Origin of the sequence: Pantoea sp. Acro-807 (assembly GCF_011752675.1) — a bacterium.
Lineage (GTDB): Bacteria > Pseudomonadota > Gammaproteobacteria > Enterobacterales > Enterobacteriaceae > Pantoea > Pantoea eucrina.
Map to the genome: position 1 here is coordinate 586,381 of NZ_VWXE01000001.1, position 12,131 is coordinate 598,511.

The 12,131-nt window shown below is 56.2% G+C and carries 15 protein-coding genes; 5 read left to right on the plus strand and 10 right to left on the minus strand.

What is annotated here, in order from left to right; genetic code table 11:
• The first annotated feature begins 112 nt into the window (after positions 1–112).
• Positions 113–1,168 carry a rhodanese-related sulfurtransferase gene (locus F3J39_RS02790; protein WP_039383757.1) on the plus strand — a complete coding sequence of 352 codons (1,056 nt, stop codon included), beginning with the start codon at positions 113–115 and terminating at the stop codon, positions 1,166–1,168.
• 43 nt (positions 1,169–1,211) lie between these two features.
• Here F3J39_RS02790 and F3J39_RS02795 read toward each other — a convergent pair whose 3' ends face one another.
• From F3J39_RS02795 to grxB, 9 genes are all read right to left on the minus strand, one after another.
• Positions 1,212–1,787, minus strand: a complete 576-nt coding sequence (locus F3J39_RS02795) for a YceI family protein (protein WP_039383760.1) — start codon at positions 1,785–1,787, stop codon at positions 1,212–1,214.
• The gene (locus tag F3J39_RS02800) at positions 1,784–2,359 is read right to left on the minus strand and encodes a cytochrome b (RefSeq protein WP_071668724.1); all 576 of its coding nucleotides are present in this window, start codon (positions 2,357–2,359) and stop codon (positions 1,784–1,786) included. The genes F3J39_RS02795 and F3J39_RS02800 overlap by 4 nt, the downstream gene beginning before the upstream one ends.
• A gap of 266 nt (positions 2,360–2,625) precedes the next feature.
• The gene (gene solA, locus F3J39_RS02805; protein WP_145339144.1) at positions 2,626–3,741 is read right to left on the minus strand and encodes an N-methyl-L-tryptophan oxidase; all 1,116 of its coding nucleotides are present in this window, start codon (positions 3,739–3,741) and stop codon (positions 2,626–2,628) included.
• Positions 3,742–3,848: 107 nt separating this feature from the next.
• A complete protein-coding gene (gene bssS, locus F3J39_RS02810; RefSeq protein ID WP_039383762.1) occupies positions 3,849–4,103 on the minus strand; it encodes a biofilm formation regulator BssS in 255 nt (84 codons plus the stop codon).
• A 283-nt stretch (positions 4,104–4,386) separates the two neighbouring features.
• On the minus strand, positions 4,387–4,656 hold the full coding sequence (locus F3J39_RS02815; RefSeq protein WP_094111367.1) for a hypothetical protein: 270 nt from the start codon (positions 4,654–4,656) through the stop codon (positions 4,387–4,389).
• Positions 4,657–4,798: 142 nt separating this feature from the next.
• On the minus strand, positions 4,799–5,044 hold the full coding sequence (dinI, locus tag F3J39_RS02820) for a DNA damage-inducible protein I (RefSeq protein ID WP_039383767.1): 246 nt from the start codon (positions 5,042–5,044) through the stop codon (positions 4,799–4,801).
• A gap of 68 nt (positions 5,045–5,112) precedes the next feature.
• On the minus strand, positions 5,113–6,159 hold the full coding sequence (gene pyrC / locus F3J39_RS02825; protein ID WP_039383769.1) for a dihydroorotase: 1,047 nt from the start codon (positions 6,157–6,159) through the stop codon (positions 5,113–5,115).
• Between the two features lie 147 nt (positions 6,160–6,306).
• On the minus strand, positions 6,307–6,870 hold the full coding sequence (locus tag F3J39_RS02830) for a lipoprotein (protein WP_039383772.1): 564 nt from the start codon (positions 6,868–6,870) through the stop codon (positions 6,307–6,309).
• 108 nt (positions 6,871–6,978) lie between these two features.
• Positions 6,979–7,626, minus strand: coding sequence for a glutaredoxin 2 (gene grxB, locus F3J39_RS02835; RefSeq protein ID WP_039383774.1), 648 nt, complete (start codon positions 7,624–7,626; stop codon positions 6,979–6,981).
• A 194-nt stretch (positions 7,627–7,820) separates the two neighbouring features.
• Between grxB and rimJ the strand changes: the two genes are divergently transcribed.
• The 4 genes from rimJ (at position 7,821) to murJ (ending at position 11,647) form a co-directional block, all read left to right on the plus strand.
• Positions 7,821–8,417 carry a ribosomal protein S5-alanine N-acetyltransferase gene (gene rimJ, locus F3J39_RS02840; protein ID WP_039383776.1) on the plus strand — a complete coding sequence of 199 codons (597 nt, stop codon included), beginning with the start codon at positions 7,821–7,823 and terminating at the stop codon, positions 8,415–8,417.
• Between the two features lie 14 nt (positions 8,418–8,431).
• A complete protein-coding gene (locus F3J39_RS02845; RefSeq protein WP_094111368.1) occupies positions 8,432–9,067 on the plus strand; it encodes a DUF480 domain-containing protein in 636 nt (211 codons plus the stop codon).
• A gap of 1 nt (position 9,068) precedes the next feature.
• Positions 9,069–9,989 carry a Gfo/Idh/MocA family oxidoreductase gene (locus F3J39_RS02850; RefSeq protein ID WP_094111369.1) on the plus strand — a complete coding sequence of 307 codons (921 nt, stop codon included), beginning with the start codon at positions 9,069–9,071 and terminating at the stop codon, positions 9,987–9,989.
• A 119-nt stretch (positions 9,990–10,108) separates the two neighbouring features.
• Positions 10,109–11,647 (plus strand): murein biosynthesis integral membrane protein MurJ, encoded by a 1,539-nt coding sequence (gene murJ / locus F3J39_RS02855; protein WP_039385797.1) that lies wholly within the window; start codon positions 10,109–10,111, stop codon positions 11,645–11,647.
• A gap of 47 nt (positions 11,648–11,694) precedes the next feature.
• On the opposite strand, the gene flgN is transcribed toward murJ, so the two are convergent.
• Positions 11,695–12,126: a flagellar export chaperone FlgN gene (gene flgN / locus F3J39_RS02860; protein ID WP_039383782.1), complete on the minus strand. Its 432-nt coding sequence runs from the start codon at positions 12,124–12,126 to the stop codon at positions 11,695–11,697.
• Between the last annotated feature and the right edge of the window lie 5 nt (positions 12,127–12,131).

Genomic DNA, 12,131 nt, shown 5'->3' on the forward strand with positions numbered 1-12,131 from the left:
AGAAAATCGGCACGCGTATATCACCACCAATTCGGTTCGGGGGCTAGGCACAGCTGTGAATTCAGGTATCATGTGCGCCCTGAAATTCTCTCATTGCTAACAGGTGTTCACCATGCCAGTGTTACATAACCTCGTTTCCAATAAAGAGCTGAAAGATCGCATGCTGGCGGAAACAGAGCCGCGTACGACAGTCTCTTTTTATAAATATTTCCAGATTGCCGATCCCAAAGCGTTCCGCGATCGCCTCTATATTGCGCTGACGCAGCTTAGCGTATTTGGTCGTGTCTATGTGGCCCGGGAAGGGATTAACGCGCAGATCAGCGTGCCGGCCGGGAAATATGAAGCGATGAAAGCGATGTTGTACGCTTTTGATCCGGCGCTGAATAATCTGCGCATGAATATTGCGCTGGACGATGACGGTAAATCATTCTGGGTGCTGCGCCTGAAAGTGCGCGACCGTATTGTTGCCGATGGCATCGACGATGGCAGTTTTGACGCCAGCGATGTGGGCAGCTACCTGAAGGCAGCAGACGTTAATGCGATGCTGGACGATCCTGATGCCGTATTTGTCGACATGCGTAACCACTATGAGTTTGAAGTGGGCCATTTTGATAATGCGCTGGAAGTGCCTGCGGATACCTTCCGCGATCAGCTGCCCATGGCAGTCGATATGCTGCAGGATAAGAAAGATAAAAAAATTGTGATGTACTGCACCGGCGGTATTCGCTGCGAAAAAGCGAGCGCCTGGATGAAGCATAACGGCTTTGATGATGTTTATCACATTGAAGGCGGCATTATTGAATATACGCGCCGCGCGCGCGAGCAGGGATTACCGGTGCGTTTCAAAGGCAAAAATTTTGTCTTTGATGAGCGTATGGGCGAGCGTATTTCTGATGATATTCTCTCCAGCTGCCATCAGTGCGGTACGCCATGCGACAGCCATACTAACTGTGTTAATGACGGTTGCCATCTGCTGTTTATTCAGTGTCCCGCCTGCGCTGAAAAATATCAGAACTGCTGCAGCCCAATCTGCATGGAAGAGGCAAAACTGTCGCCTGAAGAGCAGCGCGCACGTCGTGCCGGACGCGAAAACGGCAATAAGGTGTTTAACAAATCGCGTGGTCTGCTGAATATGACGATGACCATTCCCGCGCCCGATAAGTCATAATGACGGGTGCCGCCTGAGGAAGTGATCTCAGGCGGCTTGCCGCTTACTGACGTACTCCCTCTACAGAGATAATCAGCTCAGCCTTTTGAGAGGCAGGGCCCAGATCCTTGCTGATATTAAACTCTTTCAGAACGACCTCGCCGCTGGCTTCAAAACCTGCCCGGTAACCGCCCCACGGATCTTTACCTTCACCCATCAGGCGCGCATCCAGCGTAATGGGTTTTGTTACGCCGTTCAGCGTCAGATTGCCGGTGACTTTATAACGCTCTCCCTCTTTTTTAACCTCTGTTGAGGTAAACGTTGCCTGAGGATATTTGCTGGTATTAAGGAAATCTGCGCTGCGCAGGTGTTTGTCGCGCTCAGCATGATTAGTATCCAGACTTCCGGTATTAATGGTGACATTCACTTTATCGGCTGCCGGATTAGCATCGTCAAAGGTGAATCCGCCGTCAAAATCTTTGAATGTGCCATATAACCAGCTATAGCCGAGGTGCTGAATACGAAACTGTACAAATGCGTGCTGCCCCTCTTTATCAATTTTATACTCTGCGGCGCTGGCATTAAGGCTGGTGGCAAACAGCGCGGCGGCACTGACGGCCAGAAGCGTTTTTCTGATCATGATACATCCTTTTGAGAGAGTGAACGTGAGCGTAAACCGAGCATGCGCCTGAGCGTCGCGTCCCGATCGATAATATGATGTTTAACCGCCCCCAGCGCATGCAGCGCTGAAAGCAGAACCAGGCTCCAGGCCAGCCACAAATGCAGCGTGCCTGCCAGGTCCGCCTGCTGTGGTCCGCCAGCAACGACTACCGGCAGGTTAAACCAGCCAAATACAGAGACCGGTTTACCGTCAGCAGTAGAAATCAGATAGCCGCTAACGAGCAGCAGGAGGAAAAGCAGATAAAGCAGGGCATGCACACCCCGGGCGGTACGGCGCACCGTGGCAGAATAGCTGGCGAGCGGGGCGGGTACAGGGGAGTGCCAGCGCCAGAGCAGGCGCAGCAACAGCAGAATAAACAGTATTGTCCCGACGCTTTTATGAATGTCCGGTGCAGTATGATACCAGCTGTCATAATAGCCCAGGCCTGTCATCCATAATCCCAGGGCAAACATCGCATAGAGGGCAACCGCCATGCTCCAGTGGATAATAATTGAGAGCAGGCCGAATCGATCTGCAGTGTTGCGCCACATAGCCTTTATTCCTGTCCATGAAATAAGTGCTGCAAGCATCCTTAATTCATTAACTAAAAGCAATGAGCCTTACTTTTCTATAAAAAAGCGGATCGTTGTCAAAATTTTAAAATAGCGGCGCGCTACTGCTTCAGTAATATTGACTGAAAGCAGGGCATTTTAAGGTAATAAATATAATTACTACACAGGATGAGGCATTATTGAGTGTCGGGCGTAAACAAATGTAAATGGGAGGGCTGGCAGCTGCGGTGCTGCCAGCCTGAGTATCAGGAAAAGCGCCGTAAAGAAAAGGGCGTAAGATCGAAACTGAAAGGTTTATCCTGAGCAAATTCGCTGGCAAGCTCGCCCAGAACGCTGGCAAATTTAAAACCGTGACCGCTAAGGCCGGTAATGATTAAGCGGTTGGCTTCATCCGGCAGGGTATCGATAATAAAATCTTCATCAGGGGTATTGTCATAGCTGCACGCCTCGCCGTGTAAACAGACGCCGACGCCGGGCAGGAATTGCCGCAAAAAGCGAAAAGCTTCGCTGCCATCTGAGGCCACAGCACCAAAAGGTTTGCGATCCTGCGGGGTCTGCATGACCTGACCACCATCGTGCCGGCCCACTTTAAGGGCGTTATTATCTGCCGGAAACCCGTAAAAGTGACTGCCGTCTGGCGTCTCTACGGTAAAACCGGGAAAGTGATTGTTTTCACTGTAGCGGCCGTCAGCCTGATACCAGGCAAACACTTTACGCACTGGCGTAACCGGCAGATCGGCTATTAGCTCGCTGACCCAGGTACCGGCGCTGACCAGCAGCTTGCGCGCACGATAGATCCCATCCAGCGTGGTGACCTGCTGCAGCTCGCCGTCGCGACCGATATCGCTGACCGGGCAATTAAACAGCTGTGCACAGCCAGCCTGTTCAGCCAGTTTTATCCAGCTGCGCACCGCCTCTTCACATTTCAGATAGCCCGACTTCGGCTCAAAGACGCCGATGTAGCCATCCGGCACGGTAAACTGCGGCCAGCGCTGTCGCACCTCATCCGCCTGCAGTAGCTGGACATCCAGCTGCCAGGTTTTCGCACTGTGAATAACGTTCTCAATGAATGGCGAATGAGCGGGTGCCAGGTTGAGAATGCCGCTGCGATGCATGATACGCTCGCCGCTCTGCTGCTCCAGCGCATCCCACAGTGACTGGGCGCGCAGTACCAGCGGCACATAACGCTCTCCTTCACCATAGGCGTGGCGAATCAGGCGGGTCTCGCCGTGATGTGTTCCCTGCTGATGCGGGGGATGCGCGCTGTCGATCATTAGCACCGATAAGCCAGCCTGCGTAGCGTAGAAACCCGCAGCGGCCCCGACTGACCCACTGCCCACGATAATCAGATCGTAAACCATGACACGAACACTCCTGCAAAACGGCGAAATTTTTCAACAGCATACCAAAAGCGGGAGCGATATGAAAAAGGCACCCGATGGGTGCCTTTTTCGCGCAACAGGAACGATCAGTGCTTGCGACTATCGCGCAGGTTTTGCTCAGTAGATTCTATTTTAGCAATGCCAGCTTCCAGTATGGAGATAAACTGTCTGGCAACGTCAGTGGTTAACCAGTAGGTCAAACCGACGTCAGCTTCTTCTTCTTTTTGATCCTGCGAGGAGAGCGAGTGCAGGCGTATCATCATGGCGTCATAGCTGTCAACGGTGCTGATGTCCCATCCAATCAGGGGATGAGTCTGGATGACGTCTTTATTACTGTCCATTATAACCTCCTTATTACTCGTTAAACGAAGTGCTTCTTGAGGTTCAATGCGGCTGCTACATGCACTAGCGAGCTAATTATAACATGAAATAGCGGTCAGACAGGTCAATAGTAATGAAATGCGGCTATATGACTGCGAAATGCACCAGAAAATGCTGTAAAAGCGCCGGAAGATGACGGGCTGGTTTCCTGCTACAGACGTAACCAGCCCGGCAACATTACCTGTTTTATCGGCGAAAGCGACAGAAACTTCAGCGGAACATGCCGGACTCAGTCGCGGAATATCAGGGCTGCGCTTCAGCAGAGAGCGGATCTGTGCGCTGCCGGAGCGTCTTCGCCAGGCGGAAAAATTGCTGCTGCAGCGAGGCATCGTGCTGCTGGTTCTGCGCTTCCTGCGTCAGGTTATGGGCAAGCAGCTGGACTGCGGGCGCATCGAGCGAAAGCGTCAGACTGGTAAAGGCAGTTTCAAGGACGGTTAAACGGCGCTGCTGCTCGGCAATGAGCGCCAGCAGTTCACCAAAGGTCATCGCCTCTTCGGGTTTATCTGTGATCATCTGTCAAACACCTCCTGTAAGCATGGCGAGGCAAGAATAGGGGATCGATAAACCTGAGTCTAGATGGCGGCTGTTTTTCTGGCGAGGGGAAATGAAACAAAAAAAGCCGGGGCGAAACCCGGCAAAAACGGCACATTGGCGGTTAATCGTGAGTAAACCAGTCGTCGGCGCTTTCCCAGGTTTCCTGCAGGAGATCGGTAATGCGGTCGCGTGAAGTTTTACAGCCGCCGGTCACGCTCAGCTGATTCCCGGTGGCATAGCGCACATTAACGTGGTGCTCGCCTTCAGGAAAATCGTGTGCAATACGACGGGAAAGCTCCGCGCTAAGCGCATCGAGTGCACCTGCGGGCAGCGGGCGGTTTTTCGCTACGGTAATATCAATACGCATAGACGCCTCCGGTTTAATATACTGGTTATTTGTACAGTATATCAATGCCGAAGGCAAGCAGTTATCGCTTATTCTTTAATGCGCCAGTTCAGCGTTTCGCCGGCAAGAAATGGCACCAGCGTATCGTCGCCTGCGGTGACGCTTTCAGCCACCTGCCAGGGTTCGCGGACCAGCGTCAGCGTTCCCTCGTTAAGCGGCAGGCCGTAAAAATTCGGACCGTTTTCTGAGCAGAACGCTTCAAAGTGCTGCAGGGCGTTAAGCTCTTCAAACACGGTAAGGTAGGCAGGCAGAGAGGTCGGCGCGTTGAAGACGCCCGCACAGCCGCAGCTTGCTTCTTTGGCATGCCGCAGGTGGGGCGCAGTATCGGTGCCAAGGAAAACGCGCGGATGGCCGCTGGCTACCAGCTGACGCAGCGCCTGCTGATGTGTGTTGCGCTTCAGAACAGGCAGGCAATAAAGATGAGGACGGATCCCGCCCACCAGCATATGGTTACGGTTAAACATCAGATGCTGCGGCGTAATGGTTGCGCCCAGCAGCGCGTTGCCCTCAGCCACATAGTCAGCGGCCTCTTTTGTGGTGATGTGCTCCATGACTACTTTCAGGCCGGGAAACTGCTGGCGCAGCGGATGCAGTACGGTCTCAATAAAGCGCGCTTCGCGATCAAAAATATCAATGTGGGAATCAGTGACTTCACCATGCACCAGCATCGGCATACCAATCTGCTGCATGCGATCCAGCACCGCAGCAATCGCCGAGGTGTTTGTTACGCCGTGGCTTGAGTTAGTGGTAGCGTGTGCCGGATAGAGCTTGGCAGCGGTGAATACGCCCGCGCGAAACCCCGCTTCAATCTCATCGGGTTCGAGTGAATCGGTCAGATAGCAGGTCATCAGCGGCGTAAAATTGTGCGCAGCGGGCAGGGCGGCAAGAATGCGCGCGCGATACTCACGGGCCGCCGCCACGCTGGTGACCGGCGGCACCAGATTTGGCATGACAATCGCCCGGCCATTCACGGCGCTGGTATAGGGCAGTACGCTTTCAAGCATCACGCCGTCGCGCAGGTGGATATGCCAGTCATCAGGGCGGCGAATGGTGATGTGCTGAGGTTGAGAGGTCATGGTCAGGCTCCGGCTTAAGTGAAAACAGAATGGCGCATTCAGGCCGGGGCGATATCTTAAGCGGGCAGGCAACCGTTTGCACGGCTTTTTATCGCCGGAAAGCAATGACCCGTGCGGCCAGATAAACGCTGGCCGCACGGGACGGTATCAGTCGGTGAAAGGGATCACCAGCTGACCCGGTTTGACTTCCAGTCCTTTCGCCAGCTTTTTCGCCAGCGCTTCGCCTTTACTGCGGTCAGCGCTCAGCAGGTAGGCGGGCCGTTCATTGAAATAGTGCTGCAGGGACTGATTGAGATAGGGGGTCAGCGTTTTCACAATCGACGCCATTTTTTCCGGTACGACCTGCGCATCAACAATCGACAGGTTGTGCAGATAGATAGCGCCTTCCTGCGCGTTATAAACCGGCTGTGCCTTCATTTTCAGCAGCATCTCAGCCTGCTGCGGACCAAACAGTGAGGTGACATCAATTTTCGCTTTACCGGAGAGGGTGACGCGGTCAGGTTCTTCACGTCCGATTTCACTGCTGAGATCGCTGAGTACGATATGCGCATTGATAAGGCCGGATACGCCGATCTCTTTTTCAAAATTGTTGCGCTTTTGCAGCGCCTGGTTCACTTCCTGTTCCGTGATGGTGTATTGCGTCAACTGATTACAGCCGCTGAGCAGCAGCATGCCGAACAGCGCCGCGATCCCATAAAATTTCTTTTTCATTGCATCCTCGTTCCGGTGTGGCAAACAGCGCTAAGCCTGCCTGAATCGGCGCAAGGTGTCATCAGATAAGATGAGAAACCCGCGAACGGGTTCCTCCCGGTTTAACATTCAGGCGGCGATAGAAGAGAGCAGATTAACCTGCGTCTGTTTCGCCATGTTATCGCGGTAATCGGTGACGCGGCTTGGCCAGTCGATGCCGGACACCAGCGTCAGTGAGCGCAGCAGCGGGAAGAGGTTGATATCATCCTCGGACAGCTCGCCGTTAACGGCGTTAGGCTTCACAATCAGCCGATCCAGCTGGCGCAGATCGTCACTGATCTTCTTGATCAGGCCAGGCGCATGTTTACGCAGCTCGGTGAAATCACCGAGGCTCGCCTCTTTTTTATCGTGAAAATAGCGTCGCGCTTCCGGGGTGGCAAATTCGGCAAAAGCAGCATCGGCGATACGCGGGATTAAAAGCTTATTGATATAGCCGTTGACGTGGCGCAGCCAGTCGGCGATAGCGGGATTGGTTCTGCCGGTCAGCAGCGGTTCGCCATCCTGTTTGTCTACCCAATGCACAATATCCATGCTCTCCGGCATGGCGCTGCCGTCCGCTTTTTGCAATACCGGCGCCATTTTCTGGCCGATTAATTTTACCGGCGTCGCCTCGTCATCATTGAGCATAACCACCAGTTCTACTGGCAGATTCTTTAAGCCAAAAATCATGCGCGCTTTGACGCAGAAGGGGCAGTGATCGTAGATGTAAAGTTTCATCCCGTTTCTCCTGTGGTTTTCCGGGTGAGGGATTCACCCTTTTTCCGATCCTGCCGGAAGTATGGAAGAGAACCGTGGAAGGGGCAAACCCTGCCCCTGTTCAGCAACGTTGTGTCGCAGCCTGTGGGGCGGTTATAGTGAAGAAAACGCCAGCGGCGTTCCGCTCTCTTTCGCTAAGGATTTCAGGAGATTCGATGTTTGGCTATCGCTCTGCAGGCCCGCGCGTGCGGCTTACGACCGATCGTCTGGTGGTGCGTCTGGTGCATGAACGCGACGCCTGGCGGCTGGCAGACTATTACGCAGAAAACCGCGCGTTCCTCAAACCGTGGGAGCCGGTGCGCGATGACAGCCACTGCTATCCCTCCGGCTGGCAGGCGCGGCTCGGCCTGATTGGCGATCTGCATAAGCAGGGCTCAGCTTTCTATTTTGTGCTGATGGACCCCGATGAACATGAGATCCGCGGCGTGGCAAATTTCAGCAACGTGCTGCGTGGCTCCTTTCACGCCTGCTATCTCGGCTATTCGCTGGGCGAAAAGTGGCAGGGGCAGGGCATGATGTTTGAAGCGCTGCAGTCGGCTATTCGCTATATGCAGCGACAGCAGCGCATGCACCGTATTATGGCTAACTATATGCCGCACAATCAGCGCAGCGGCGATCTGCTGGCACGGCTCGGCTTCGAGCAGGAAGGCTATGCAAAAAACTATCTGCTTATTGATGGCTGCTGGCAGGATCACGTACTGACGGCGCTGACCTGGCACGCGTGGACGCCGGATAAGCGCACTCAATTTTAAAAGGAAACGGATCCATGAAAATCGCGCTCTCTTCCCAGGCGCTACGCGTGCTGGGTGCGCTGCTGGAAAAGCAGATCGCTACGCCTGAATATTACCCTCTGTCGCTGAACGGTGTGGTAGCCGCCTGTAATCAGAAATCGAACCGCGAGCCGGTTATGACGCTCAGCGAAGAGGAGGTGCAGGCGCAGCTGGATGAGCTGGTTAAAAAGCACCTGGTCACCGCCAGCAGCGGCGCCAGCCAGCGAGTCAGCAAATATGCGCAGCGCTTCTGTAACTCTGCGTTTGGTCAGCTGCAGCTCAGCGCCGCCGAAGTCGCGGTGATGACCCTGCTGCTGCTGCGCGGGGCGCAAACGCCAGGCGAGCTGCGTACCCGCAGCGGCAGGCTGTATGAGTTCAGCGATGTCAGTGAGACCGAACAGACGCTGGAGGGGCTGATGAGCCGGCAGGAGGGACCGCTGGTGGCAAAAATGGCGCGTGAGCCGGGCCGCCGCGAAAGCCGCTACCGGCACCTGCTGGCCGCAGAGGAGACGACCTGCTCGCCGTCTCCCGCCGCCGGTGAAGCGGAGCTTAGCGATCGGGTTGCCGCGCTGGAGCAGCAGGTGGCTGAACTGCAGATGCAGCTGACTCAGCTGCTGGCACAGGAGCATTAAGATGACGCTGCGAATTGGTATTGCCGGTTTAGGCGGGATTGCGCAGAAAGCCTGGCTGCCGGTGCTCTCGCAGGCAGAAAGCTGGCAGCTGGTGGGGGCGTTTTCACCCAATCAGGTTAAGGCGGAGGCGGTATGCGCCCGCTATCGTATTCCCTGTTTTGACCGGCTTGACGCCCTGGCCGCCGCCTGCGACGCCGTGTTCGTGCACAGCAGCACCGCCTCACATTTTGAAGTGGTTCAGGCCCTGTTGCTGGCGGGCAAAGATGTCTGCGTGGATAAGCCGTTGGCAGAGACGCTGCAGCAGGCTGAAGCGCTGGTCGCGCTGGCGGAAAAACGGCAGCGCAAACTCATGGTGGCGTTTAACCGGCGCTTTGCCCCGCGCTATCAGCAGCTGAAGCAGGAAATGCCGCGCGCCGCCTCGCTGCGGATTGAAAAGCATCGCATGGACAGCGTGGGTCCGCAGGGGCTGCGCTTTACGCTGCTGGATGATTATCTGCACGTGGTGGATACCGCCCTGTGGCTGGCGGGGGGCAAACTGCAGCCGGGTGATGGCCATATCCGGACCACAGATGAAGGCGCACTGCTCTACGCAGAGCACCATTTCAGCGCCGGCGGGCTGCAGGTCTCGACCAGCATGCACCGGCGCGCCGGCACGCAGCGGGAGGTGGTCACCGCGGTCTGCGACGGAGACTACTACCAGATTGAGGAGATGCGCGACTGGCAGCAGGAGAACAGCCGCGGGCTGCTGCGTGAGGTGCCGCCTGCGTGGCAAAGCCATCTGACGCAGCGCGGTTTTACCGGCGCGGCGCATCACTTTATCCGCTGCGTGGAAAATCAGACTATGCCTGAAACCAGCGGCGAGCAGGCGCTGGTGGCGCAGCGTCTGACAGAAAAACTGATCCGCGAGGTGGAGCGGGAATAACGCCTTGTAACACTCGGTACTGGTCATTTGCCGCGACCTCAGTAGACTAACGCCGGGCATCGCGGATGCCCGTGCTGCATGGCGCTTTTTCCCGACTTTTTCAGGACGCACCCTTCATTATGAATTTGCTAAAATCGCTGGCTGCGGTCAGTTCGATGACCCTGTTTTCCCGCGTGCTGGGCTTTGCCCGCGATGCCATTGTGGCGCGCGTATTTGGCGCCGGGATGGCGACGGATGCGTTTTTTGTAGCGTTTAAGCTGCCCAACCTGCTGCGCCGGATTTTTGCCGAGGGCGCGTTCTCGCAGGCGTTTGTCCCGATTCTGGCGGAGTACAAAGCGAAGCAGGGTGAAGAGGCGACGCAGGTCTTTGTGGCGTATGTGTCAGGCCTGCTGACGCTGGCGCTGGCTGTGGTGACGGTACTGGGCATGCTCGCCGCGCCCTGGGTGATTATGATCACGGCCCCTGGCTTTGCGGATACCGCCGATAAATTTGCTCTCACCAGCGCGCTGCTGCGGGTGACGTTCCCCTATATTATGCTGATCTCGCTGGCGTCGCTGGCGGGGGCGATCCTCAATACCTGGAATCGCTTTTCGGTTCCGGCGTTTGCGCCCACGCTGCTGAATATCAGCATGCTCGGCTTTGCGCTATTTGCCGCACCGCACTTTAATCCGCCAATTATGGCGCTGGCGTGGGCGGTGGTGGTAGGCGGCGTGCTGCAGCTTGGCTACCAGCTGCCGCACCTGAAGAAGATTGGTATGCTGGTGCTGCCGCGCATTAATCTGCGCGATGCCGGCGTCTGGCGCGTGATGCGCCAGATGGGACCGGCGATCCTCGGCGTATCGGTCAGCCAGATTTCCCTTATCATCAATACCATTTTCGCCTCCTTTCTGGTGTCAGGTTCCGTCTCCTGGATGTACTACGCTGACCGCCTGATGGAGTTTCCCTCTGGCGTGCTGGGCGTGGCGCTGGGGACCATTCTGCTGCCGTCGCTGGCGAAGAGCTTCTCCAGCGGCAACCAGGCTGAGTATTCGCGGCTGATGGACTGGGGATTGCGCCTCTGTTTTCTGCTGGCTCTGCCCTGCGCGGTGGCGCTGGGCATTCTGGCCGGACCGCTGACGGTGGCGCTGTTTCAGTACGGGAAATTTACCGCGTTTGATGCGGCAATGACGCAGCGCGCGCTGATCGCCTATTCCGTCGGCCTGATGGGGCTGATTGTGGTCAAGGTGCTGGCGCCAGGATTCTACTCGCGGCAGGATATTAAAACGCCGGTGAAGATAGCGATAGTGACGCTGATTATGACGCAGCTGATGAATCTGGCGTTTATCGGTCCGCTGAAACATGCGGGGCTGTCGCTGTCGATTGGGCTGGCGGCCTGCCTCAACGCCGCGCTGCTCTACTGGCAGCTGCGCAAACAGGATATTTTTCAGCCACAGCCAGGCTGGATGGGTTTCTTATTACGCCTGTTTATCGCGGTTGCGGTCATGGCCGCCGCGCTGCTGGGGATGCTGCAGGTGATGCCTGCCTGGGAAGAGGGCGAGATGGCCTGGCGGCTGGTGCGCCTGGCGGCGGTCTGTGCCGTCGGCGGGGGAGCCTATTTTGTGGTGCTTGGCGCGCTCGGGTTCCGGCCGCGCGATTTTGCCCGCCGCACCGTTGCCTGAGTGTGCATTGCCAGGGCAGCCCGGCTGCCCTGGTCGCGGCTAAGGCGTCAGCCTTTGCTGCGCAGCGTGGCCTGGCCCAGTCCGCGTCCGTCCGGGCCATAAAATGCCTGGGTCTGATGCGGCTTCAGCACCTGCAGCGCATCGCGGGTAAACGCGACCTGATGCTGCAGTAGCAGTCCGTTATGCTGATTGGCGTCGCGCAGCTGCTGCGTGACGCGCGCGATAGTGGCCCAGCGCCGGGCGATATCCTGCTGACCGCGATAGGGCGCCTCTATACCGAGCGTTTTCTCCGTATTATGGCGCATCTCATCCAGATAATTTAAGGTTGTCAGCAGCGCGGCTTTATCTTCAGTAATGCGCTGCAGCAGGTTGCCGTTAACCTGACCGGCTGCGAGCTGCTGCTGCTCTTCCTCAATGATCTGAGTCAGTGAAGCCAGTACATCCTGCATTTTATCCAGGGTGGTCAGCAGATTATCCATCGGGA

Bases quoted from the DNA above. Each gene is read 5' to 3' on its own strand.
- F3J39_RS02790 (WP_039383757.1), top strand. From the start codon at position 113: ATGCCAGTGTTACATAACCTCGTTTCCAATAAAGAGCTGAAAGATCGC.
- F3J39_RS02795 (WP_039383760.1), bottom strand. From the start codon at position 1,787: ATGATCAGAAAAACGCTTCTGGCCGTCAGTGCCGCCGCGCTGTTTGCC.
- F3J39_RS02800 (WP_071668724.1), bottom strand. From the start codon at position 2,359: ATGTGGCGCAACACTGCAGATCGATTCGGCCTGCTCTCAATTATTATC.
- solA (WP_145339144.1), bottom strand. From the start codon at position 3,741: ATGGTTTACGATCTGATTATCGTGGGCAGTGGGTCAGTCGGGGCCGCT.
- bssS (WP_039383762.1), bottom strand. From the start codon at position 4,103: ATGGACAGTAATAAAGACGTCATCCAGACTCATCCCCTGATTGGATGG.
- F3J39_RS02815 (WP_094111367.1), bottom strand. From the start codon at position 4,656: ATGATCACAGATAAACCCGAAGAGGCGATGACCTTTGGTGAACTGCTG.
- dinI (WP_039383767.1), bottom strand. From the start codon at position 5,044: ATGCGTATTGATATTACCGTAGCGAAAAACCGCCCGCTGCCCGCAGGT.
- pyrC (WP_039383769.1), bottom strand. From the start codon at position 6,159: ATGACCTCTCAACCTCAGCACATCACCATTCGCCGCCCTGATGACTGG.
- F3J39_RS02830 (WP_039383772.1), bottom strand. From the start codon at position 6,870: ATGAAAAAGAAATTTTATGGGATCGCGGCGCTGTTCGGCATGCTGCTG.
- grxB (WP_039383774.1), bottom strand. From the start codon at position 7,626: ATGAAACTTTACATCTACGATCACTGCCCCTTCTGCGTCAAAGCGCGC.
- rimJ (WP_039383776.1), top strand. From the start codon at position 7,821: ATGTTTGGCTATCGCTCTGCAGGCCCGCGCGTGCGGCTTACGACCGAT.
- F3J39_RS02845 (WP_094111368.1), top strand. From the start codon at position 8,432: ATGAAAATCGCGCTCTCTTCCCAGGCGCTACGCGTGCTGGGTGCGCTG.
- F3J39_RS02850 (WP_094111369.1), top strand. From the start codon at position 9,069: ATGACGCTGCGAATTGGTATTGCCGGTTTAGGCGGGATTGCGCAGAAA.
- murJ (WP_039385797.1), top strand. From the start codon at position 10,109: ATGAATTTGCTAAAATCGCTGGCTGCGGTCAGTTCGATGACCCTGTTT.
- flgN (WP_039383782.1), bottom strand. From the start codon at position 12,126: ATGGATAATCTGCTGACCACCCTGGATAAAATGCAGGATGTACTGGCT.